This is a genomic window from uncultured Pseudophaeobacter sp., from assembly GCA_905479575.1.
Taxonomy (GTDB): Bacteria; Pseudomonadota; Alphaproteobacteria; order Rhodobacterales; family Rhodobacteraceae; genus Pseudophaeobacter.
Map to the genome: position 1 here is coordinate 22,118 of CAJQNB010000036.1, position 21,992 is coordinate 44,109.

Sequence of the window (21,992 nt, forward strand, 5' to 3'; positions counted from 1 at the left end):
TATATTGACCGTCCGGTCGGTTTATGCAAGAAATTTGTCAAAGGGATTTCACGGCTCGCTGGTTCTGACTGGCGCAGGAGCTGTATGAGGGAGAGAGAAATGTCCGAGTCTATTCTGGTTGCGGATCATGGCGCTTGGGTGGAGATCACCCTGAACAGGCCCGATCGGCTCAACAGTTTCAACGATGAGATGCACTATGCCCTGCGCACCGCAATCGAGGCCGCACGTGATGGTGGCGCGCGGGCGATTCTGCTGACGGGCGCCGGACGCGGATTTTGCGCCGGGCAGGATCTGGGGGATCGCGACCCCAGCAAGATGGATGGCCCGCCGGATCTGGGCAACACGGTGCGGACCTTTTACGCGCCGCTGGTGCGACTGATCCGGTCGCTGCACTTTCCGGTTATCTGCGCCGTCAATGGTGTCGCTGCCGGAGCGGGCGCCAATATCGCGCTGGCCTGTGACATGGTCTTTGCGGCTGAAAGCGCCAAGTTCATTCAGTCTTTCTCCAAGGTGGGGCTGATCCCTGACACCGGCGGCAGCTGGCATCTGCCGCGCCTGCTGGGAGAGGCCCGCGCCAAGGGCCTGGCCTTTACCGCCCAGCCCTTGTTCGCCAAACAGGCCGAAGACTGGGGGCTGATCTGGAAGGCGCTGCCGGACGGCGATCTGATGGAAACGGCGCGTGCCATGGCCGCGCAGCTGGGCAATGGCCCAACCCTGGGACTGGGGCTTAGCAAGCACTGCATTCAGGATGCCGCCGTTGCCACATTGGACGCGCATCTGGAGCAAGAGGCCGACGCGATGAAGACCTGCGGCGAAAGCGCAGATTATGCCGAGGGCGTTTCTTCCTTCCTGGAAAAACGTGCGCCGAAGTTTCAGGGGAAGTGACCATGACCGCCACCATGACCCCGAAAGAACGGGCTGAGAAATCGGCGGCCTCCATGTGGGCCAGCGACAATGCCTCAAAATGGGCGGGGATGGAAATCACCGCAATTGATGAGGGCAGCGCCACCCTGGAGCTGACGGTGGAACCGCATCATTGCAACGGCCATGGCATTTGCCATGGCGGCGTGACCTTCATGCTGGCCGACAGCGCCTTCGCCTTTGCCTGCAACAGCCGCAACCAATCTACGGTGGCGCAGAGCAATTCCATCACCTTTACCGCCCCCGGCAAACTGGGAGAGCGGCTGATTGCCCGCGCCACAGAGGTCTCTTTGACCGGGCGCAGCGGCATTTATGACGTGACAGTAGAGACCCAAACCGGCCAGATGATCGCTGCCTTTCGCGGGCTTTCCCGTGCGATCAAGGGTCAGTTGTTTGAAGAATAGGTGAGGAGAACACCATGAAAGACCTGTCCCCCAACAAGGCCGACCTCGATGCCATCGAGATTGCCTCGATCGACGAAATTCGTGCCCTGCAACTGGAACGCCTGAAGTGGTCCCTGCGTCACGCCTATGACAATGTGCCCATGTATAAAGAGCGCTTTGATGCGGCTGGCGTCCACCCGGATGACCTGCAACAGCTGTCGGATCTGTCGAAGTTCCCCTTCACCTATAAAAACGACCTGCGCGACAACTACCCTTTTGGCCTGTTTGCCGTCCCGCGCGAACAGATCATCCGCCTGCATGCCTCCTCTGGGACCACGGGCAAGCCCACGGTCGTGGGCTATACCGCCAATGACATCTCCAACTGGGCCGATCTGGTGGCGCGGTCCCTGCGTGCCGCGGGTCTGCGCAAGGGCAATATGGTGCATAATGCCTATGGTTATGGGCTGTTCACGGGTGGCCTTGGCGCCCATTACGGGATTGAACGCCTGGGCGCGACTGTGGTGCCTATGTCTGGTGGCCAGACCGAAAAGCAGGTGGGGTTGATCACTGATTTCCAGCCTGATGGCATCATGGTGACGCCTTCTTATATGCTCAATATCCTTGAGCAGTTTCACAAGGTTGGCCTGGACCCGCGTGACAGCTCGTTGCAGGTCGGCATTTTTGGCGCCGAGCCCTGGACGGATGCCATGCGCCGCGAGGTCGAAACCGCCTTTGATATGCATGCGGTTGATATCTATGGGTTGTCCGAGATCATGGGACCGGGGGTGGCCAGCGAATGCGTCGAGACCAAGGATGGCCCGGTGATCTGGGAGGACCATTTCCTGCCCGAGATCATTGACCCCAAGACCGGCGAAGTGCTGCCCGATGGCGAAATGGGCGAGCTGGTCTTTACCACCCTCACCAAGGAAGGCCTGCCGATGGTGCGCTACCGCACCCGCGATCTGACCCGGCTGTTGCCCGGCACCGCGCGCAGCATGCGGCGGATGGAAAAGATCACTGGTCGCAGTGACGATATGATCATCCTGCGCGGGGTCAATGTCTTCCCCAGCCAGATCGAAGAGCAGCTGATGGCCACGGGTGGTCTGGCGCCGCATTATCAGATCGAGCTGTACAAATCCGGTCGCATGGATGCGATGCGGGTCTTTGTCGAGGCGAACCCGGACGCCACCGATGAGCTGAGCAAAACCGCTGCGGCGCGGATGTTGACCAAACGGATCAAGGATATGGTTGGCGTCTCCACCGAGATCATCGTTGGCGAGCCCGGCGAGGTCGAGCGCAGCCAGGGCAAGGCCAAGCGTGTCATCGACAACCGCGACGCCGATTAATCAGAGAGTGAGTTGAGCCCATGGCCCGCACCATTGCAAAAGATCACGATGAAAAGCGTGCCCAGATTCTGAAATCTGCCGCCAAGGTCTTTGCCGAGGCGGGCTATGATCGCGCTTCGATGACCCAACTGGCGCGGCAATGCGGGATCTCCAAGGCCAATATCTATCACTATTACGACAGTAAGGAGGCCGTGTTGTTCGGCCTTCTTGATACCTACCTCTGCGAGCTGCGCGACCGGGTCTGTGGTGTGGATTTGAACGGGGTCTCCCCCGATGATCGCCTGCGCCGGGTCGTGGCAGAGATCCTGTTGGCCTATCAGGGGGCTGACGACGAACACAAAGTCCAGTCGGGCGCAATGGGCGCGCTGCCGGAAGAGCAGCAAAAATTGCTGCGTGCCTATCAGCGCGAGATGGTGCAGTTCCTCAGCGACACCCTAAAGGCAGTGGCTCCAGAGGTGTTTGAAGAAAACGACGAGAAACTGCGCTCTGCCACCATGTCGGTTTTTGGCATGTTGAACTGGTACTACATGTGGAATTCCGGCGCGGGCTCAGCCGCGCGCGAGGACTATGCGGAGCTGGTGGCAACCCTGACCCTGAACGGGGTGCGGGGGCTATAAGAGCGGCGCCCCTGTGGCCACGTGTTGGCCCCACCACGTGTGTTGGCGGGGGCACAAAACGCTTGGGCTGTGTGTTGACCGGCGCTATTCGTCGCGCCCTGGCTCGTTTGGGTCGCTGGAGAACAGAGCGATTTTATTGCCCTGAGGGTCCCGCAGATAGCACACATAAAAATGCGCGCCATATGCGTCACGAAACCCTGGCTGACCGGCATCAAAGCCCCCTGCCGTCAGCGCGGCCGCGTATAGGTCACGCACCTGGCTTTGACTGCGCGCCTCAAAGGCGGTCATGGCACCGTTGCCAGCCGAGGCCGGACGCCCGTCAAAGGTTGGTTTGACGTAAAAATCCGGCAGCGCAGCAGCTTGGTCGGGTGGTGCAGGCAGCGCGTAGCTGAGCCCCTCAGGACCTTCTGTCAGACTGTAGCCAAGGGCGGGCAGGATCGCGGCGTAAAACCGTTTGGCGCGGGCGATGTCATCTGCCCCGACGGTGACATAGGCAATCATGCTTGGTGGTCCTTATCGGTGGGGTCGCCAATGTATCGAAACCACTGTAGCGATGGAAAGTCACCATAGAAACCTGTCTCTGGGCGCGCCCAGTTTGCTGCACTGATTGCCTTACTGATTGCCGCACTGAAAGTCATACTGGCAGTCGCTGCAGGGGGCGCAGTCGTCCGGCCTGGACGCCCTTTGGTCAATAAATTGGGCATAAAAAAACCCGCCCTGATTTCTCGGGGCGGGGGCAATGTTGGAAATGGATCGGCTGGGTTTTTAGGCTTCAACCGGTGGGATCAAGCCGACGATGTCATAGGTCTGGCGCAGGATCGGCGCGGTGATGGCGCGGGCGCGCTCAGAGCCGCGGGTGAGGATCTTGTCGATCTCATCGGGGTGTTGCATCAGCCGGGCCATCTCGGTGGAGATCGGTGCCAGTTTGGCCACCGCCAGATCCACCAGCATGGGTTTGAATTCCGAAAACTGTTTGCCGCCGACATCCGCCAGCACCTGATCGACGCTCTGTTCGTTCAGGGCTGCATAGATATTGACCAGATTGCGGGCCTCGGGGCGTTCTTCCAGGCCCTTGGCCTCGGAGGGCAGCGCATCCGGGTCGGTCTTGGCCTTGCGGATCTTTTTGGCAATCGCCTCGGCATCGTCTGTCATGTTGATACGGCTGGCATCCGAGGCGTCGGATTTCGACATCTTTTTGGAGCCATCGCGCAGGGACATCACGCGGGTGGCGGCGCCTTCGATCACCGGTTCGGTGAGCGGGAAAAAATCGACGCCATAGTCGTGATTGAATTTGGTTGCGATGTCGCGTGTCAGTTCAAGGTGCTGTTTCTGATCCTCACCAACCGGCACATGGGTGGCGTGGTAGATCAGGATGTCGGCTGCCATCAGCGAGGGGTAGGCGAGCAGGCCAAGGGAGGCGTTTTGCGCGTTCTTGCCTGCTTTGTCCTTGAACTGGGTCATCCGCTGCATCCAGCCCATCCGGGCGACACAGTTGAAGATCCAGGCCAGTTGCGCGTGTTCAGGCACCTGGCTTTGGTTGATCAGGATGGATTTTTCAGGGTCGATACCTGCAGCAATGAACCCGGCGCAGAGCTCTCGGGTGGCTTGGCGCAGGTTGCTGGGATCTTGCCAGACGGTGATCGCGTGCAGGTCAACCATGCAGTAGATGCTTTCCACATCGCGGTCCTGCCAATCGACAAAGCGCTTTAGGGCGCCAAGGTAGTTGCCCAGGTGCAGGTTGCCGGAAGGCTGAATGCCGGAAAAGACGCGCGGCGTAAATGTCGTATCGCTCATGGGGCGAAACTCCCGTCTGGAATTATGATCCCTAGTCGCTTACCCATGGGCCAAGGCAGCGTCAACCGGGCAGCGCCCATGGGCGTGCTGTGCAGGGGCTGTATCTGCCACAAATGAACCGTGACAGGCCAACGTGACAGGCCAACGTAACAGGCCAAGGAGTACGACAAGCTATGAGTGACGATCCAAATATCTCTCCCGTCAACCCATTGCCGCCGGCAGTGGTGGCGCTGGTTCTGGTGATTATGGGGATCGAGGCGGCGTTTTCGCTGGGGATGCGGGGCATCATTGGTGGGCCTGAGGCCATTGGCTGGCGACTGGAGGCCTTTCAGTCTTATGCGTTTTCCTCAGAAATCTTCTGGTGGATGGTCGAGACCGGGCAATGGCCGGCCGAGCATCTGATCCGGTTCTTGTCTTATACCTTTGTGCATGGCGCCTTTACCCATGCGCTGTTTGTCTGTGTCTTTGTGCTGGCGATGGGCAAGATGGTGGGTGAGGTCATGGGCGATCTGGTGATGGTCATCATCTTTATGGCCTCGGCCGTGGGCGGTGCGGTTGGATATGCGGTGCTGATCAATGGCGAGGTGCCGTTGATCGGGGGCTTTCCGGCGGTTTATGGCTTGATCGGGGCCTTTACCTATATCCTGTGGCGGCAATTGTCCCTTGTGGGCGCGCAGCAAAGCCGTGCCTTTTCGCTGATTGCCTTTTTGATGGGGATCCAGCTGCTGTTTGGCCTGCTGTTTGGCGGCCAAAAGGACTGGGTTGCCGATCTGTGTGGCTTTGCCACCGGATTTGGATTGTCGTTCTTTCTGGCCCCTGGCGGCTGGGCGCGTATCCGCAGCAATATCCGTCGCGACTAGCAACCAAAGGGGGGGGCTCCCGCCCGTCTCGCAGCATCAAGATACTGCATCCCGTTGGGCCGGGCGCCGCGCTGACGCGCGGCGCTGTTGCGCAGATGGCTGGCGAGGGGGCGGGCCTGCGAGCGGGGCCGCAGGTCGTGTGGCCTTAACCCTTGCCGCGACGCAGGCTGGATTTGAAATCTGACAGCCGGAAGGCACCGATACTGGCACCAATCGCAAAATAGCCGCAGATGCCGATCAGGACCAATAACGCCAGCGCCGGATAACGGATGCCGGCGCTGAACAGCCAGGGCTCCAGTGCCAGGGCAGCGCCCCAGAGCAGCCCTCCCATCAGCAGGGCCGCCACCAGAATCCGCCAGACCCGCTGTTTAAACCTTGCATCAAACCGCGCACTTTGCCCCATATCTTTGGTGCCGCGCGCCAGTTGCCAGACCATGGCCCAGCCTGCCACCGTGGTGCCGATGGCGGCCCCGATAAAGCCAAGCAGCGCCGCGCCTGCAATGGCCACCAGGGCGTTGACCACCATCGCGTTCAGCGCAAAGCGGAACGGGGTTCGGGTGTCTTCGCGGGCAAAATAGAGCGGCTGCAGCACCTTTTGCAGCACAAAGGCAGGCAAGCCTAACCCGTAGATGGCGACGGCAAGGGCGGTGGCCTGGCTATCCGTGAAGGCAAAGGCGCCGCGCTCAAACAGGACCGAGACAAGCGGCAGGGGAATGGCCACCAGCGCGATGGCAGAGGGAATGGTCAGCGCCAGGGAGATCTCACCAGCGCGGCTGAAGGCGTGTTGCGCGCCTGCCGCATCCTCAGCGGCCAATCGGCGGGACAGATCTGGCAGCAGGACGATACCCACTGCAATGCCCACCACACCCAAGGGCAGCTGATACAGCCGGTCCGCATAGCTGAGCCAGGCAATCGCCCCGTCAAAGAAGCTGGCGACTTGACGCCCGACCAATAGGTTGATCTGCACCACCCCCCCGGCCAACATTGCAGGTGCGGCGATCACTGCCAGACGTTTCAGATCCGGGGTGAGCTGTGGCCGACGCGGGGTCAGGCGATAGCCCGCCCGACTGGCAGCGACCCAGACCAGGGCCATCTGCGCGACCCCGGCTAAAAGCGTGGCCCAGACCAGTAACGTCCCCTGGGAAAATCCAGGCAAATCAGGGCGGCTGGCTGGAAGGTAGGCATCCAGCAGACCGCTTTCGCCAAGTAACAACGCGCCAACCAGGATGATATTGAGCAAGACCGGAGCCGCTGCCGCAGCAGCAAAACGCCCCGAGGCATTGAGCACCCCCGAGAGCAGCGCCGCCAGCGAGATAAACAGAATATAGGCAAAGGTGATGCGGCCAAAATCAACCGTCAGATCAAAACGCGCATCATTGCGAAAGCCGCTGGCCATGGCCAGAACCAGCCAGGGCATTACCAGCTGTGCCACCAGGGTAAAGACGATCAGAACCGTCGCTAGGCCGGTCAGCGCATCGCGGGCAAAGCCGACGGGATCGTCGTTCTTTTGCAGCTTTTTGGAAAACAGCGGCACAAAGGCGGTGTTGAACGCGCCCTCGGCAAAGAAGCGGCGGAACATGTTGGGCAGGCTAAAGGCCACCAAAAAGGCCTCGGCCACCGGGCCGGTGCCCAGGAAACTGGCAATCATGATATCGCGGGCAAAGCCCAGGATCCGGCTGGCCAGGGTCCAAAAGCCAACCGTCATAAAGCCCGACAGCAATTTTACCGGCTTCATGATCGCGCCCGTTTAGACCCTTCGGAGATCGCCTCGCGCAGTTTGCGTTCCAGGAAATCCTGTTTTGATTTTGTGTGGTATTTCAAGCCAAACATATCCTTGACGTAGAAGGTATCCACCACCTGTTCACCATAGGTCGCGATCACCGCATTGGCGATATAGACATTGGCTCCGGCCAGTGTGCGGGTCAGATCATACAGCAGCCCGGTGCGGTCGCGGGTGTCGACCTCGATGATGGTGTAGATCTCGGATCCCTCATTATCAAAGGTGATATGGGTGGGGACCTTAAAGGCCTTTTCGCGCTTCTTGAACTTGGCGCGGGACTCCAGCGCCTCACCGGTCATCACCTCTCCATTGAGGGTCTTCAGGATCATCTGGGTCAGTCGCGGCAGCCGCGATGCCTCAAACGGATGCTCATCCGCATCCTGGATCCAGAAGGCATCGGTCACATATCCGTCCTTGGTGGTGTAGCTGCGGGCATCGACCACATTGGCCCCGACCAAAGCCAGGGCGCCGGACAACCGGGCAAAAATCCCGGGATGGTCGGCCATGACAAAACAGGCACGGGTGGCGTCGCGATCATCGTCCGGATGCAGGCGAATACCCACCTCACTGGCATCGTTTTTTGCCTCAAGCTCTTTCAGCATTTCAGCAAAATCCACATGGGCGGTGACATGAAGCCCCTGCCAATAGGGGTCATAGTGGCGCCCGGTTTCGCGTTTGAGATCGGTCTTGGACCAGTCGGACAGGGCGGCGCGCAGGGCCTTTTTGCCGGCGGCACCACGGTGTTCGCGGTTGAGCGCCTCCATGCCATTTTCCAGCGCCTCGCGGGTCTGGTTGTAGAGCGCACGCAGCAACGCAGCTTTCCAGTTGTTCCAGGTGTCCGGGCCAACACCGCGAATGTCGCAGACCGTCAGCAGCAACAGCAGATCCAGCCGCTTGACCGATTGCACCGCCTTGGCAAAGCCCCGCACGGTGCGCGGGTCGGCAATATCGCGTTTCTGCGCCATATCCGACATCAAGAGGTGATTGCGCACCAGCCACTCCACCGTTTCGCTGTCCACCTTGTTGAGACCGAGACGCGGGGCCACCTTGCGGGCGATCTGCGCCCCCAAAATGGAATGATCCAGCTCACGTCCCTTACCGATGTCATGCAGCAGCATGGCAACCAACAGGACCTTGCGGTTGATCCCCTTGTGGATCACTTCCGACGACAGGGGCAGCTCTTCTTCCAGTTCGCCCTTCTCGATGGCGGTGAGGTTAGAGATCACCTGAATGGTGTGCTCATCCACGGTGTAGGAGTGATACATGTTGAACTGCATCATCGCCACGATGGGTTCAAATTCGGGGATAAAGGCGGAGAGCACGCCAAGCTCGTTCATCCGGCGCAGGGCGCGTTCCGGGTTGCCATGTTTCAATAGCAGATCAAGGAAGATCCACCGGGCTTCCTTGTTGTTGCGCATATCGTCGTCGATCAGATCCAGATTGGCGGTGACCAGCCGCATGGCATCCGGGTGGATCAACATGCCGGTGCGCAGCGCCTCTTCAAAGATCCTCAACAGGTTCAACTTATTGTTGAGAAAGGCCTCTGGGTCATTCACATCCAGCCGGTTGTGAATGACTTTATAATCCGATTTCACTTTGGGGCGGCGGCGGAAGATCCGCTCCAGCAGGGGCGCGTCTTTTTGCTGGCTGGCCTCAAGCTTGGTCAGCAGGATCCGGGTGATATCGCCCACAGTTGTGGCATGGCGGAAATACTCCTGCATGAAGATTTCAACGCCGCGCCGACCGGCGCGATCCTTGTAGCCCATGCGGCTTGCGACCTCGACCTGCAAATCAAAGTTGAGCTGCTCAGTCGGGCGCTTGGTGGCCAGATGCAGATGCGAACGCACCGCCCACAGGAAGTTGGCCGCAGTGGAAAACGTGTCGAGCTCTTCCGGGGAGAACAGGCCCAGGGGGACCAGATCAGCGACGTCCTGCACCTGATAGACATATTTGGCGATCCAGTAGAGCGATTGCAGATCACGCAGACCGCCTTTGCCCTCTTTGACGTTGGGCTCAACCATATAGCGCTGGCCCTGTTTGGAATGACGATCGTCGCGCTCGGTCAGTTTTGCTTCGATGAAATCATGGGCGTCGCGGGAAAACAGCTCGCTGCGCAGACGGGTTTCCAGCTCATCTGCCAGATCTCCGTCGCCGGTTAGGAATCTCTGCTCCAGCATGGCGGTGCGGATGGTGTAATCTTCCGTCCCAAGCCGGATGCAGTCCTTTATCGTCCGGCTGGAGTGTCCCACCTTGAGCCGCAGATCCCAGAGGATATAGAGCATCGATTCAATGAGGCTCTCAGCCCAGGCGGTGATCTTGTAAGGGGTAAGGAACATGAGATCGACGTCGGAAAACGGTGCCATCTCGCCGCGGCCATAGCCCCCCACCGCGATGAGGGCGATCCGTTCACCCGATGTCGGGGTGCCCACGGGATGCAGATAAGTGGTGGCCACATGGAAGGCCGTCAGCACCAGCCCATCGGTCAGATAGCTGTAGGATTTTGTCAGGGCGCGGGCAGAAAAAGGGGCCTCGGCAAAGGCCGCTGCAATGATGGCGCGGCCCTGCTGATTGGCCTCACGCAGCAGGGCAACGGCTTCGCCGCGCAGGGCGTCTGGCGCAACCTCTTTGGCAAGGGTTGCAAGCTGGGCCTGGACCTCAGCGAAGTCAAAAATAGCGGTAGCATCACAAATCAGCCCAGAGCCAAAGGGAGCTATGGGCTGATCTTGATGGGCCGTCCGGGCAGGATCAGGATCCTGCGCCGGGGAAGCTGCTGGGGGCTGCGTCAATGATGACTACCTTCTGTTCTTGAATCGTTGCAATGGCCAGGCCGCGGTCATTGGTGCCATCAGGGCGCAGACGGAAGATACCGCCGGTGCCGTGGAACCCTGCACCCTGTGTCAGCGCTGCAGCTGTCAGAGCATCCGCTTTGCCAGCGCCGACCAGCGCGCCAATTGCGGCGATCCCATCATAAGCCAGCCCACCAATGGAATGGGGCGCATTGCCATAGGTCGCCTCGTAGCGATCGCGGAAGCCACGGGCCTTGCCGGGATCCGGCATGGCGAACCAGCTGCCCTGAACCCCCGGCAGCGCCAGTGTCTGGGCGGGAACATCCCAGCGGGTCAGGCCAATATATTGCACGTCGGTGGGTTTGACCCCGGCTTCGGGCAGCAACTGTGTCAGCAGTGGCAGGGCGCCGGCCGTGGTGGCGGTCAGGAACAGCGCATCCACGCCGCCGCTGCCTGTCGCAGAGCGGATTTGTGGAATGGCGTTGATGACGCCTTTTTGTGACAGCTCGTAGCCAATGCTGCCGGAAACATTCACACCGGACTGGGCCGCAGCGTTGCGGATCGCAGCTTGTCCTGCCAGCCCCGAGGCGTTGTTGCCGCCTGCAATCAGGATATTGTTTTTGCCCTGGGACTTGGCATAGGCGGTCAGGCGGCGGGCGGTGTTGTCATAGGTTGGCCCCAGAATGAAGACGTTGCCGCCCGCGATCGAGGTGGTGTTGGAAAAGGCCAGAACATTGACGCCCTTGCGGGCGGCGGCGATGCCAGCAGCATTGGCGGCTTCGGCATAAACCGGGCCCAGAATGATCCGGGCGCCACCATTCACCGCCTCTGTGGCGGCGGCGGCGGCACGGGTCGGATCGCCGGCCGTGTCATAGATGCGCAGGTCAATCTGCACGCCCTGCAGATCCGCGATCGCCAGACGGGCAGCGTTTTCCAGACTTTGCGCCAGCACCGAGTCGCCAGACTGGGCGGAGCCGCGCGGCACCAGCAGCGCGACAGGAACGGGTTTAGACGTATTGATTGTGGGTCCGCCGCCGATCGCAATCGGATCGCAGGCGGCCAGTGCAAATGTGGAAATCGCGGCGATTGCAGACAAAGTTGCCTTGCGGGCCCGCTTGAAAACAGCAAACATAATAGACTTGTAACTCCCCTTGTCCGGCGCTTGTGCACCGTGTTGGTTCCAGGGGGATAATAAACGACCAAAAAGGCGGGTCCAGCGTGAATCATCAGATCGTCAATTTGTTGCCGGGACTGTATTTTGTGGCAACACCTCTGGGCACGGCGCGCGACATCACGCTGCGGGCGCTGGATGTGCTGGCCTCGGCAGATCTGATCGCCGCCGAAGACACCCGGTCACTGCGCCGTCTGATGGAAATCCACGGCGTGCCGCTGGGTGAGCGCCATGTCATTGCCTACCATGACCATAGCGGAGTGGGTGCACGCGGCAAATTGCTGGCCGCATTGGCGGCCGGAAAATCGGTTGCCTATGCCTCCGAAGCGGGCATGCCACTGATCGCCGATCCTGGATATGGCCTGTCCAAAGCCGCCGCGGAGGCGGGACATCTGGTGACGTCTGCGCCCGGAGCCACAGCTGTGACCACGGCGCTGGCGCTGGCGGGTCTGCCGACAGATGCGTTCTTTTTTGCGGGCTTTTTACCCAATGCCAGCGGGGCCCGGCGCAAACGGCTGGAAGAGGTCGCGGCGATTCCCGGCACTCTGGCCTTTTACGAATCCCCCAAACGGATCGCCGCCTCGGTTGCGGATATGGCGGATGTGCTGGGCAATCGCCCGGCGGCCCTGTGCCGCGAGCTGACCAAGAAATTCGAAGAGGTGCGGCGCCTGCCCTTGGCCGATTTGGCCACCAGCCTGGAGGAAAAGCCGGTGAAGGGCGAAATTGTCGTGCTGGTGGATCGGGCCTCGCAGGTGGTCGTAAGCGACGGTGATATCGAAAGCGATCTGCGGGCCGCTCTGGTCGATAACTCGGTTAAAGATGCCGCCGCCATAGTCTCGGAGGCCCATGAAATGCCGCGTCGCAAGGTCTACCAGTTGGCGCTGAAACTGGCGAAAGAGAGCTAAGATGCCCAAGCCGCCTGCCTCTACCGGATTGCGCGCGCATCTTGCGGGGGCTGCGGCAGAGGACCAGGCGGCGCGCGCCTATGAGGCGCTGGGTTATGCGCTGGTTGAACAGCGCTGGCGCGGGGCCGCCGGAGAGATCGACCTGATCCTGCGCAGGGGCGCGCTGCTGGTCTTTGCCGAGGTCAAGACCGGCCCCAGTTATGCGGCGGCACTTGCGCGGATCACGCCCCGGCAAATGCGCCGGGTGCAGGCCTCAGCCGCCTTGTTTCTGGATCAGCAACCGGAGGGCGCCTTGAGCGAGGCGCGCATTGATGTGGTGCTGGTCTTTGGCACAGGCGAGGTCGAGATCCTGGAAAACGCCTATGGTCAGGGCTGATCCTGGTCGCAGCAATTTGAACAAGGCATATTGAACCTCGCCCCCGGCTGCGCCATCTATGGCGAAAGCAAAAGGGAACCTGCCATGAAAATTGCCTTCCAGATGGACCCGATTATGGGTGTGGACATCAACGCTGACAGCAGCTTTCGCCTGGCGGAAGAGGCCCAGGCGCGGGGCCATGAGCTGTTTTTCTACCTGCCCGATCAACTGGCCTATCAGGAGGGCAAGATCACCGCACGCGGCCAGGACATGACCGTGCAGCGGGTGGCTGGGACGCCCGCTATCCTGGGAGAGATGCGCGAAGTTGATCTGGCCGATTTTGACGTGATCTGGCTGCGTCAGGATCCGCCTTTTGACATGCATTACATCACTTTGACCCATCTTCTGGACCGGCTGAAAGACGACTGCCTGGTGGTGAATGATCCCTTCTGGGTGCGTAACTATCCGGAAAAACTGCTGGTTCTGGACTTCCCCGACCTGACCCCGCCCACGGCCATTGCCCGCGATCTGGACACCATCAAGGCCTTCAAGGCCAAGCATGGCGATGTGATCTTGAAACCGCTTTATGGCAACGGCGGCGCCGGGGTGTTCCGGTTGGATGCCAATGACCGCAACCTGACCTCATTGCATGAGCTGTTCACCGGCTTTAGCCGCGAGCCACTGATCGTGCAGAAGTTCCTGCCCGATGTCAGCAACGGCGACAAACGGGTGATCCTAGTGGACGGCGAACCTGTCGGGGCGATCAACCGGGTGCCTGCGGCGGGCGAAACCCGCTCGAACATGCATGTGGGGGGGCGCCCTGAAAAGGTCGGCCTGACCGAGCGCGATCTGGAAATTTGCGCCGCAATCGGGCCGCTGTTGAAAGAAAAGGGCCAGATTTTTGTCGGTATCGACGTGATTGGCGACTACCTGACCGAAATCAACGTGACCTCCCCCACCGGCATCCAGGAGTTGGAGCGCTTTGACGGGGTGAATATCGCTGAAAAGATCTGGCAGGCCATTGAGGCCAAAATCAGCTGATGAGCTGGCAGCGCCGGGCCATCAATACATGGATGCGCTATGGGGTGAAGCCGGTGCTGGAGCGGGCTGGACACCCCGATATGGCGCGGCGCAGCTTTGAGTGCCTGGCACCTGTGCTCAGCCCGGCACTGCCGCTGACCCGGTTTCAGCGTCGCCCGGGGCCGGTGCCGCTTTATTTGCTTTCGCAGGGCAAGTGCCAGCCGGGGCGGGTTATTCTGTTTCTGCATGGCGGTGCCTATCTGGCCGGCAGTGCGCGCAGCTATCAGGGGATGTTGTCGCGCCTGTCCCGTGCCTCTGCGACAGAGATCCTGGTCCCGGACTATCGTCTGCTGCAGCAAGCGCCGTTCCCCGCCGCCTTTGACGACGCGCTGGCCTGTTGGCACCATCTGCGCCGCAGCGGATTTGCTGCCCGTGATATCCTATTGGCCGGTGATAGTGCTGGGGGCGGCCTGGCACTGTCCCTGTTTGCGCATCTTCTGTCGGAGCAGGAGCCAAAGCAGGAGCGCCCTGCCGGGCTGGTGGCGTTTTCACCCTGGTGCGATCTAACCCTGAGCGGTGCCAGCGTTCAGGGCAACCGCCACCGGGATGCCATCATACCCACGGCACGGATGCAGGAGGCGGTTGATCTTTACCTGGGCGGTGCCGAACCGACAGATGCGCGGGCCTCACCATTGTTTGCCGATTTTCCAAACCCGCCGCCGGTGCTGATCCAGGTTGGCGATGGCGAAGTGCTGCGATCCGATGCGGATCGCATGGCGGCGCGGCTGCTGGCAGCAGGCGGTGAGGTGCATTTGAAGGTCTGGCAGGATGTGCCCCATGTCTGGCAGTTTTTGGCAGGCATCCTGCCCGAGGGCCAGGCGGCGCTTGAAGAGGCCGCAGTTTTTGTGCGTACAGTCTTTGCCGCAACCTCAGCTGACTAATGGCAGGCGAAAGCTCAGGGCCTCGGCCAGATGTGGGCGTTCAACCTGATCACAGCAGGCAAGGTCGGCTATGGTGCGGGCAACGCGCATCACCCGGTGATAGCCACGCGCCGAGAGGCCGAATTGTTCAGCGGCGCGCTGCAACAGCTGGCGGCTAGTGTCGGTCAATGCGGTGGCCTGCTCCAGCACCGCGCCTTCGGCATCCGCATTCAGCCAGACCTCGGGCAGGTCGCGATAGCGCGCCGTCTGGATTTCACGGGCGATGGCCACCCGCTGCGCCGCTTCGGGGGAGCCCTCATCCGCGGCGGGCAGATCCAGATCTGTATAGGCCACGGGCGGCACTTCGATACGCAGGTCAAACCGGTCCAGCATCGGGCCGGAAATGCGCCCCAGATAATCCTCGCCACAGCCCGGCGCCCGGGCGCAGGCGCGGGCGGCATCGGCCAGATAGCCGCATTTGCAGGGGTTGGCCGCCGCTACCAGCATAAACCGGCTGGGGTAGCGGATATGGGCATTGGCCCGGGCAATCATCACCTCGCCGGCCTCCAGCGGCTGGCGCAGGGTTTCCAGCACCGCGCGGTTGAATTCAGGCAATTCATCCAGAAACAACACGCCGTTGTGGGCCAGGCTGATCTCACCGGGTTGCGCCCGCCTGCCGCCACCAACGATGGCTGCCATCGAGGCGGTGTGATGGGGTTCGCGAAAGGGGCGGCTGCGATTGATGCCGCCTTCGTCGATGAGGCCACAGAGGGAGTGGATCATCGCGGTTTCCAGCGCCTCAGCCGGGGTGAGCGGCGGCAGGATCGAGGGCAGCCGGGCCGCCAGCATGGATTTTCCGGAGCCGGGTGGGCCGACAAGCAGCAGATGATGGCGTCCGGCGGCGGCGATTTCCAGGGCGCGCTTGGCCTGTTCCTGCCCCTTGATGTCGCGCAGATCGCGCCGAATGGGATCGCTGCGCATCTCTCCGGGGCGGGCCGGGGCGAGCGGCATCTCGCCGGTAAAATGGCGCACCACTTCGGTCAGGCTGGCCGCGCCTATGACCAGCGCATCACCGGCCCAGGCGGCCTCCGCCGCCGAGACTTTGGGGCAGAGCAGATGCCGGTCGGTGGCAGCGGCCCCCATTGCGGCGGGCAGGGCACCGGTGACAGGCATCAGCATGCCATCCAGGGACAGCTCGCCCAAAGCGACGGTTTGCGCCACCGCGTCCGGCGGGATGAGACCAATGGCAGCGAGCAGGGCCAGAGCGATGGGAAGATCAAAATGGCTGCCTTCCTTGGGCAGATCCGCAGGCGACAGGTTGACCGTTATCCGCTTGGCCGGCAGGGCAATCGACATGGAGGCAAAGGCGGCGCGCACCCGTTCACGGGCTTCTGATACCGCTTTATCCGGCAGGCCGACGATGGCAAAGGCAGGCAGGCCAGCCACCAGGGAGCATTGCACCTCGACGGGGCGTGCATCTATGCCGTGAAAGGCAACTGTGTTTGCACGGCTGATCATGCCACTCCATTCCCTTGAACAAACAAGGAAAAATCATAGCCTCCGTGGTATCGGAGTCTGCACGTCTGGTGGGAAACATGGCGCTTTTTGTGCTGATTTCCCGCAAGCCTTACGCTGTTGGCTGCTTTGGACCGCAACCAGGTCGAGGGCCTGCGGGAAAAAAAAGGGGGCAGGCGATTGGGCCAGGCTAGCCGATGGGCCAGGCCGCCCGCTCCAGATCCAGAAGGTAGGGTTCGGGATCGTAGGTGACCTCCCGTGCGAGGCTCTGCCATTTCAGAACCGCCGGATCTGACAGCAGCAGCTCGCAGTAGGCGCGGGTTGCGGCAGAGACCGGCAGGTCATAGCCAATGATCCGCGCGGCCACTGGGGTGTAGAAGACCTCTGCCAGCGAGTAGCTGCCAAAGAGATAGCCATCCGGCGCACCAGAGATTTTGCGGGCATGGGCAAAAAGCGCCTCAATCCGTGCAAGATCTGCCAGCACCGCATTGGAGGGGGTGAACCCCTGCCAGACATGGGACAGCTGCATCGGACAATCGCCGCGCAGGGCTGAAAACCCGGCGACCATTTCGCTCACCAACCAGCGCGCTGTGGCGCGTTGATCTGCAGCCCTGGGCCAAAGCCCGGCCGTTGGGAAATGTTCAGCCAGAGTTTCCCCCATGGCCAGGCTCTCGCCAATCACCAGCCCCTGATCGGTTTCCAGCGCCGGGACCAGGCGGGCAGGGGCCAGATGGGCCATATCCTGCGCCATGGTGCCCGTGTAGAGCCCCACCAGATGGATGTTATGCGGGATTGCAAATTTTTCGAGCATGAGCCAGCCGCGCAACGACCAACTGGAATACATGCGATCACCAATATAAAGTTCATAAGCCATGGCAGCAGCTTAGCAACGCAAGGTGTATTCTCAAATCGAATATTTGTGAGGGAATACATCACAAATTTTGATGAATTTTGACCTTAGATAAGCTGGTTGAGCGCACCGCTGCGCCAGCCCTCTGGTCCATAGAACAGCTCACTAACCGACAGGTTGTCAATACGCTGCGAGAAAGCCGCCTCTGCGCTGAGGCCTGCTGCCCGCTGAATCTGCGTCAGGATCTGGCCAAAATGGCCGACCACCACCAGATCACGCCCGGCATGGGTGGCGAGCAGGCTGTCAATGGCATCGTTGACCCGGGCACAGACTTCATTCCAGCTTTCCCCTCCGGGAGGGGTGGTGTCGCCGGGGGTCTCCCAATAAGCCCGAATGCGGCTGGGGTCTTCGGCGTCGATCTCTTTCCAGCTGCGCAGCTCCCAGTCGCCAAAATGGATTTCGCGCAGCGCCGGCATATGGGGCAGGCGCTGGCGGTTGCCTTGCACTGCCGTTGCGGTTTCAACCGCGCGGATCAGATCTGAGGACACCACCAGAGCCTCGGGTGGTAATGCCGCCTCCAATCGCGACAGGGCAGCAGTATCCGAAAGATCTGCGGGCAGATCAGACCAGCCAACCATGGTTTTGGCATGAGTGGGACCATGGCGGACAAGAAACAGGCGCGATGTCATAGCTGACCTTTCAAAACCAGTGGCAGCCCAGCGGTGACCTGCACCACCGTATCGGCGCGCGCCGCCAGCGCAATGTTGAGCCGCCCCTGAGCCTCGCGGAACTGACGCGCCAGGGCATTTTCCGGCACAATGCCAAGACCAACCTCATTGGAGACAATCACCAGCTCTGCCGGGCAGGCCTCGATGGCCTCCAGCAGCTCTGACTGGGCCGTTGCCAGATCGTGCTCAGCCAACAGGTGGTTGGTCAGCCACATGGTGGCGCAGTCCAGCAGGCAGATGTGATCCTGGGGCAGCTGATGCAACAGCTTGGCGGCCTCCAGAGGTTCCTCATAGGTGGTCCAATCTCTGCCGCGTTGCCGTAAATGGGCCGCGACCTTGGCTTGCATCTCATCATCAAACACTTGTGATGTAGCAAGGTAAGACTTTGGCTTAGTTGATTTAAAACACAAATCCTCGGCGAATTTCGACTTTCCCGACGCGGCGCCGCCCAGAATGAATGTGACAGGTGCAGACAAGTTCTTTACCCTTGGACAGGAACGGTTTCGCTTTTGTGCGTACCTGCTGGAGGCGCCCAAAACAAGGGGCAGACAGCATCCGTGCCGCTGCGCTGGCCTGCCAGTTTGCGCGATAGCCACTCTGCACGGCGGGCAGGGGTCTGACGACAGACCTGAGACGCAGATTTTCGAGGCAGTACCGTGGCATTGCGCTGCGCAGATACCGATCCTAGGCCATGTCTGAGGCCAAGGCAGTGCCGCGCCTTAATCTGCCGCTTTTCAAGACGATCTGAGCCCGGAGGGAACAATGACGCTTGACCATATCACCGTAAACCCATTGCCCAAAAAGGCGATGAAAGCAGAGCTGCTGGATGCAGAAACAGAGAAACGGCTGGCGCATGCCTGGCGTGATGACGGCGACGTTGAGGCGCTGCATCGGCTGATCAATGCCTATATGCGGCTGGCTATTTCGATGGCGGTGAAATTTAAACGCTACGGCGCGCCGATGAATGACCTGATACAGGAGGCCGGCCTGGGCCTGATGAAGGCCGCGGATAAGTTCGACCCGGATCGTGGCGTGCGGTTTTCGACCTATGCGGTCTGGTGGATCAAGGCCTCGGTGCAGGACTATGTGATGCGCAACTGGTCGTTGGTGCGCACGGGGTCCACTTCGTCGCAGAAATCGCTGTTCTTCAACCTGCGCCGGGTGCAGGCCCAGCTCGAACGACAGGCCGACACGCAGGGGGTGCGGCTGGACAAACATCAGTTGCATCAGCAAATTGCCTCTGAAATCGGGGTGCCTATCCGGGATGTTGAAATGATGGATGGCCGTTTGTCGGGCAATGATTTTTCGCTCAATGCGGTGCAGTCGAGCGAGCCTGACGGGCGCGAATGGATCGAGATCCTCGAGGATGACGGCGCCCAGGCCGCAGAGCTGGTCGAGAGGCGCCATGATCGTCGCAAGTTGCGCGGCTGGTTGGTGCAGGCGATGCAGAGCTTGACCGGCCGCGAGCGGCGGATCGTGATGGCGCGTAAACTACGCAGCCCGCCGCGCACGCTCGAGGACCTTGGGCGCGAGCTGAGCCTGTCCAAAGAGCGGGTGCGTCAGCTGGAGGCGGCGGCCTTTGTCAAAATGAGAAAAACGCTTGATCGTCGCTCAGGGGAAGTGCAAAACCTGCTTTTATGAACAGGCATGGTTGTTTTGTCGGATACATCCGAGCTCGCATGGCCGCCTTGGTCGGTGCCGTTGGGACAGGCCGGACTGTAAGTGTCCGGACTGTAATTAGGCGGGATGTGGTATTACGGGCCGCGATCAGAAAACCTGTGCGGATCAGCGCTGCAGCGGTTCTGACAATTGGTCTCGCCACAGGTCTCACGACCGGTATTGGTCTGACATCAGCTGCTCGGGCTAAGGCGACGGCGCCTGGGCTTCAGGCGCAGAGATTGGCGCAGACGGTGGTTCAGACGGTGGCGCAGGTCGCTGATGTTCTGGCCGGGGCGGATGTCATCATTCTGGGCGAGGTGCATGACAACAAAAGGCATCATCAGGTGCAGGCCGAAGTGGTCGCAGCACTACAGCCCAGAGCCGTAGTCTGGGAGATGATCACTCAGGAACAGGCCGAGGCGCTGACACCGCAGATCCTGCAAAACCCAGCAGAGACTGCCTGGGTGTTGGAGTGGGAGGCTTCAGGCTGGCCTGATTTTACCCTCTATGCACCGGTGTTCAAGCGGGCGGCGCGGGCGATGCAGTTCGGCGCCTTGGTGCCGCGCGCGCAATCCAAGGAGGCCCTGCAGCTTGGGGTCGCCAACCATTTTGGCGCGCAGGCGCAGCAGTTTGGGCTGGATCAGCCATTGCCCGTCGCAGAGCAGGCTACGCGGGAAGCGGAGCAGATGGCAAATCATTGCAATGCCTTGCCGGACCATGTCCTGCCGATGCTGGTGGATGTGCAGCGGCTGCGGGACGCCAGTCTTGCTGCCGCGGCAAAACGGGCGCTGGAGCAGACCGGCGGCCCGGTGGTGGTGATCACCGGCAATGGTCATGCGCGGCTGGACCGGGGCCTCGCGGTCTATCTGCAACGCGCGCTTCCTGATGTGGTGATCCGGGCCTTGGGGCAGATGGAAGAGGGGGCAATCCAGGGGCAATTTGATGTGGTGTTGTCGGCGCCGACGGTGCAGCGTCCCGATCCCTGCCTGGGTTTTGCCAAATCCGATTAAGACACCTGTCGTGCCGCTGAATGTGGGCCGCCGCCGCGCGGCAAAAGCGTTTCACTCTTTGTCCCGCAACGGCTAGGGTTGCCGCGGGCTTGTGACCAAGTCCGGTTAACAAAGGGCAGTTGAGATGCTGGCAGGAAAGAAAATTCTTCTGATCATTGGCGGCGGCATCGCGGCCTATAAATCACTGGAGCTGATCCGGCGCCTGCAGGATCAGGGTGCCAGCGTTACACCGGTTTTGACCCGCGCAGGTGAAGAATTTGTCACGCCCTTGTCGGTCTCCGCCCTGGCCGGGACAGCGGTGCATCGGGATCTATTTGACCTGACGGCTGAGGCCGAAATGGGCCATATCCAGCTGTCGCGCAGCGCGGATCTGGTGGTGGTCGCTCCTGCGACTGCGGATTTGATGGCAAAAATGGCCCAGGGTCTGGCCAATGATCTGGCCTCCACCCTGCTGTTGGCGACGGACACTCAGGTTCTGCTGGCGCCTGCGATGAATGTGCGCATGTGGGAGCATGCGGCAACCCAGCGCAATATCAAAACCCTGCGCGGCGACGGGGTGCAGTTTATCGGCCCCAATGAGGGCGGCATGGCCTGTGGTGAGTTTGGCCCAGGCCGGCTGGCGGAACCGGATGAAATCGTGGCTGCCATCACGGCGCAGCTGGGGGCGAATGCACCGCAGGGCAGCCTGGCCGGGCGTCGCATCCTGGTGACCTCTGGCCCGACCCATGAGCCCATTGATCCGGTGCGCTATATCGCCAATCGTTCCTCCGGGGCGCAGGGGACAGCGCTGGCCCGTGCTCTGCGCGATCAAGGCGCGGAAGTGGTGTTTATCACGGGCCCTGCAGAGATCCGCCCCCCCGAGGGGGTGGAGGTCGTGGCGGTGCAAAGCGCGCTTGAGATGGAGGCCGCAGTGCAGGCGGCCTTGCCGGTGGATGCCGGGGTCTTTGCGGCGGCTGTTGCCGATTGGCGCGTCGCCAGCGCCTCGGACCGCAAGCTGAAGAAATCAAAGGATGGCCTGCCGGTGCTGGAGTTCGCCGAGAACCCGGATATCCTAAAAACGGTGTCGCGGATGGCGCAGGGGCGGCCACCGCTGGTGGTTGGCTTTGCTGCCGAGACCAATGATGTGGTGGAAAACGCCACCGCCAAGCGCCTGCGCAAGGGCTGTGACTGGATTGTCGCCAATGACGTCTCGCCCGCTACGGGTATCATGGGCGGGGATGAGAACGCGGTGATCCTGATTTCCGATCAGGGCGCCGAGGAATGGCCGCGCATGGGCAAGGCAGAGGTTGCCACCCGGCTGGCCGCCCGTATTGCCACAACGCTCAACAGCAAAAGCTGACGCCCGTGAACATTAAGCCCAGCAGTCCGTGCC

General features: G+C 61.1%; 21 protein-coding genes. 12 read left to right on the forward strand and 9 right to left on the reverse strand.

Annotation, left to right across the window (positions count from 1 at the left end):
- The first annotated feature begins 99 nt into the window (after nt 1–99).
- From paaG to QZ268_RS11475, 4 genes are read left to right on the forward strand one after another with little or no spacing between them, the layout of a single operon-like run.
- A complete protein-coding gene (gene paaG, locus QZ268_RS11460) occupies nt 100–885 on the forward strand; it encodes a 2-(1,2-epoxy-1,2-dihydrophenyl)acetyl-CoA isomerase PaaG (protein WP_295452507.1) in 786 nt (261 codons plus the stop codon).
- Nucleotides 886–899: 14 nt separating this feature from the next.
- Nucleotides 900–1,325 (forward strand): hydroxyphenylacetyl-CoA thioesterase PaaI, encoded by a 426-nt coding sequence (gene paaI, locus QZ268_RS11465; RefSeq protein ID WP_295452575.1) that lies wholly within the window; start codon nt 900–902, stop codon nt 1,323–1,325.
- Nucleotides 1,326–1,339: 14 nt separating this feature from the next.
- Nucleotides 1,340–2,650, forward strand: coding sequence for a phenylacetate--CoA ligase PaaK (gene paaK, locus QZ268_RS11470; protein WP_295452509.1), 1,311 nt, complete (start codon nt 1,340–1,342; stop codon nt 2,648–2,650).
- 20 nt (nt 2,651–2,670) lie between these two features.
- Nucleotides 2,671–3,267 (forward strand): TetR/AcrR family transcriptional regulator, encoded by a 597-nt coding sequence (locus tag QZ268_RS11475; RefSeq protein ID WP_295452511.1) that lies wholly within the window; start codon nt 2,671–2,673, stop codon nt 3,265–3,267.
- A gap of 84 nt (nt 3,268–3,351) precedes the next feature.
- On the opposite strand, the gene QZ268_RS11480 is transcribed toward QZ268_RS11475, so the two are convergent.
- Together QZ268_RS11480 and trpS are read right to left on the reverse strand one after the other, a co-directional pair.
- The gene (locus QZ268_RS11480; RefSeq protein ID WP_295452513.1) at nt 3,352–3,768 is read right to left on the reverse strand and encodes a VOC family protein; all 417 of its coding nucleotides are present in this window, start codon (nt 3,766–3,768) and stop codon (nt 3,352–3,354) included.
- A gap of 264 nt (nt 3,769–4,032) precedes the next feature.
- Nucleotides 4,033–5,061: a tryptophan--tRNA ligase gene (gene trpS, locus QZ268_RS11485; RefSeq protein ID WP_295452515.1), complete on the reverse strand. Its 1,029-nt coding sequence runs from the start codon at nt 5,059–5,061 to the stop codon at nt 4,033–4,035.
- A 173-nt stretch (nt 5,062–5,234) separates the two neighbouring features.
- Here trpS and QZ268_RS11490 point away from each other — a divergent pair, with 173 nt between their 5' ends.
- Nucleotides 5,235–5,921 (forward strand): rhomboid family intramembrane serine protease, encoded by a 687-nt coding sequence (locus tag QZ268_RS11490; protein ID WP_295452517.1) that lies wholly within the window; start codon nt 5,235–5,237, stop codon nt 5,919–5,921.
- Between the two features lie 145 nt (nt 5,922–6,066).
- Here the strand turns inward: QZ268_RS11490 and murJ are convergent, their stop codons facing one another.
- The 3 genes from murJ to QZ268_RS11505 are packed head-to-tail and all read right to left on the reverse strand — an operon-like array spanning nt 6,067 to nt 11,619.
- Nucleotides 6,067–7,656, reverse strand: coding sequence for a murein biosynthesis integral membrane protein MurJ (gene murJ, locus QZ268_RS11495; RefSeq protein ID WP_295452519.1), 1,590 nt, complete (start codon nt 7,654–7,656; stop codon nt 6,067–6,069).
- Nucleotides 7,653–10,487, reverse strand: a complete 2,835-nt coding sequence (locus tag QZ268_RS11500; protein ID WP_295452521.1) for a [protein-PII] uridylyltransferase — start codon at nt 10,485–10,487, stop codon at nt 7,653–7,655. The genes murJ and QZ268_RS11500 overlap by 4 nt, the downstream gene beginning before the upstream one ends.
- The gene (locus tag QZ268_RS11505) at nt 10,447–11,619 is read right to left on the reverse strand and encodes a penicillin-binding protein activator (protein ID WP_295452524.1); all 1,173 of its coding nucleotides are present in this window, start codon (nt 11,617–11,619) and stop codon (nt 10,447–10,449) included. Before QZ268_RS11505 ends, QZ268_RS11500 begins: the two co-directional genes overlap by 41 nt.
- Before the next feature lie 86 nt (nt 11,620–11,705).
- Between QZ268_RS11505 and rsmI the strand changes: the two genes are divergently transcribed.
- From rsmI to QZ268_RS11525, 4 genes are all read left to right on the forward strand, one after another.
- The gene (gene rsmI / locus QZ268_RS11510) at nt 11,706–12,563 is read left to right on the forward strand and encodes a 16S rRNA (cytidine(1402)-2'-O)-methyltransferase (protein WP_295452526.1); all 858 of its coding nucleotides are present in this window, start codon (nt 11,706–11,708) and stop codon (nt 12,561–12,563) included.
- Between the two features lies 1 nt (nt 12,564).
- Complete coding sequence (locus tag QZ268_RS11515) at nt 12,565–12,939, forward strand: YraN family protein (protein WP_295452529.1); 375 nt, start codon at nt 12,565–12,567, stop codon at nt 12,937–12,939.
- Nucleotides 12,940–13,023: 84 nt separating this feature from the next.
- A complete protein-coding gene (gene gshB / locus QZ268_RS11520; protein ID WP_295452531.1) occupies nt 13,024–13,959 on the forward strand; it encodes a glutathione synthase in 936 nt (311 codons plus the stop codon).
- On the forward strand, nt 13,959–14,879 hold the full coding sequence (locus QZ268_RS11525) for an alpha/beta hydrolase (RefSeq protein WP_295452534.1): 921 nt from the start codon (nt 13,959–13,961) through the stop codon (nt 14,877–14,879). The genes gshB and QZ268_RS11525 overlap by 1 nt, the downstream gene beginning before the upstream one ends.
- Here the strand turns inward: QZ268_RS11525 and QZ268_RS11530 are convergent.
- The 4 genes from QZ268_RS11530 to cobU form a co-directional block, all read right to left on the reverse strand.
- On the reverse strand, nt 14,868–16,376 hold the full coding sequence (locus QZ268_RS11530; RefSeq protein WP_295452536.1) for a YifB family Mg chelatase-like AAA ATPase: 1,509 nt from the start codon (nt 16,374–16,376) through the stop codon (nt 14,868–14,870). The two genes, QZ268_RS11525 and QZ268_RS11530, sit on opposite strands and share 12 nt — an antisense overlap.
- Nucleotides 16,377–16,563: 187 nt before the next feature.
- Entirely contained in the window at nt 16,564–17,247 is a 684-nt protein-coding gene (locus tag QZ268_RS11535; protein WP_295452539.1) for a glutathione S-transferase, read from the reverse strand.
- A gap of 83 nt (nt 17,248–17,330) precedes the next feature.
- Entirely contained in the window at nt 17,331–17,912 is a 582-nt protein-coding gene (locus QZ268_RS11540) for a histidine phosphatase family protein (protein WP_295452541.1), read from the reverse strand.
- Nucleotides 17,909–18,427 (reverse strand): bifunctional adenosylcobinamide kinase/adenosylcobinamide-phosphate guanylyltransferase, encoded by a 519-nt coding sequence (cobU, locus tag QZ268_RS11545; RefSeq protein ID WP_295452544.1) that lies wholly within the window; start codon nt 18,425–18,427, stop codon nt 17,909–17,911. Before cobU ends, QZ268_RS11540 begins: the two co-directional genes overlap by 4 nt.
- A 286-nt stretch (nt 18,428–18,713) precedes the next feature.
- On the opposite strand from cobU, the gene QZ268_RS11550 reads away from it, so the two are divergent.
- The 3 genes from QZ268_RS11550 to coaBC all read left to right on the forward strand — a co-directional run bounded on the left by QZ268_RS11550 (nt 18,714) and on the right by coaBC (nt 21,959).
- Entirely contained in the window at nt 18,714–19,592 is an 879-nt protein-coding gene (locus QZ268_RS11550) for an RNA polymerase factor sigma-32 (RefSeq protein WP_295452547.1), read from the forward strand.
- A 137-nt stretch (nt 19,593–19,729) separates the two neighbouring features.
- The gene (locus tag QZ268_RS11555) at nt 19,730–20,620 is read left to right on the forward strand and encodes a ChaN family lipoprotein (RefSeq protein WP_295452549.1); all 891 of its coding nucleotides are present in this window, start codon (nt 19,730–19,732) and stop codon (nt 20,618–20,620) included.
- Between the two features lie 124 nt (nt 20,621–20,744).
- Nucleotides 20,745–21,959 carry a bifunctional phosphopantothenoylcysteine decarboxylase/phosphopantothenate--cysteine ligase CoaBC gene (coaBC, locus tag QZ268_RS11560; protein ID WP_295452552.1) on the forward strand — a complete coding sequence of 405 codons (1,215 nt, stop codon included), beginning with the start codon at nt 20,745–20,747 and terminating at the stop codon, nt 21,957–21,959.
- Nucleotides 21,960–21,992: the final 33 nt, after the last annotated feature.

Coding starts and splice junctions, on each gene's coding strand:
- paaG (WP_295452507.1), top strand. CDS start 100: ATGTCCGAGTCTATTCTGGTTGCGGATCATGGCGCTTGGGTGGAGATC.
- paaI (WP_295452575.1), top strand. CDS start 900: ATGACCCCGAAAGAACGGGCTGAGAAATCGGCGGCCTCCATGTGGGCC.
- paaK (WP_295452509.1), top strand. CDS start 1,340: ATGAAAGACCTGTCCCCCAACAAGGCCGACCTCGATGCCATCGAGATT.
- QZ268_RS11475 (WP_295452511.1), top strand. CDS start 2,671: ATGGCCCGCACCATTGCAAAAGATCACGATGAAAAGCGTGCCCAGATT.
- QZ268_RS11480 (WP_295452513.1), bottom strand. CDS start 3,768: ATGATTGCCTATGTCACCGTCGGGGCAGATGACATCGCCCGCGCCAAA.
- trpS (WP_295452515.1), bottom strand. CDS start 5,061: ATGAGCGATACGACATTTACGCCGCGCGTCTTTTCCGGCATTCAGCCT.
- QZ268_RS11490 (WP_295452517.1), top strand. CDS start 5,235: ATGAGTGACGATCCAAATATCTCTCCCGTCAACCCATTGCCGCCGGCA.
- murJ (WP_295452519.1), bottom strand. CDS start 7,656: ATGAAGCCGGTAAAATTGCTGTCGGGCTTTATGACGGTTGGCTTTTGG.
- QZ268_RS11505 (WP_295452524.1), bottom strand. CDS start 11,619: ATGTTTGCTGTTTTCAAGCGGGCCCGCAAGGCAACTTTGTCTGCAATC.
- QZ268_RS11515 (WP_295452529.1), top strand. CDS start 12,565: ATGCCCAAGCCGCCTGCCTCTACCGGATTGCGCGCGCATCTTGCGGGG.
- gshB (WP_295452531.1), top strand. CDS start 13,024: ATGAAAATTGCCTTCCAGATGGACCCGATTATGGGTGTGGACATCAAC.
- QZ268_RS11525 (WP_295452534.1), top strand. CDS start 13,959: ATGAGCTGGCAGCGCCGGGCCATCAATACATGGATGCGCTATGGGGTG.
- QZ268_RS11530 (WP_295452536.1), bottom strand. CDS start 16,376: ATGATCAGCCGTGCAAACACAGTTGCCTTTCACGGCATAGATGCACGC.
- QZ268_RS11535 (WP_295452539.1), bottom strand. CDS start 17,247: ATGGCTTATGAACTTTATATTGGTGATCGCATGTATTCCAGTTGGTCG.
- QZ268_RS11540 (WP_295452541.1), bottom strand. CDS start 17,912: ATGACATCGCGCCTGTTTCTTGTCCGCCATGGTCCCACTCATGCCAAA.
- QZ268_RS11550 (WP_295452547.1), top strand. CDS start 18,714: ATGACGCTTGACCATATCACCGTAAACCCATTGCCCAAAAAGGCGATG.
- coaBC (WP_295452552.1), top strand. CDS start 20,745: ATGCTGGCAGGAAAGAAAATTCTTCTGATCATTGGCGGCGGCATCGCG.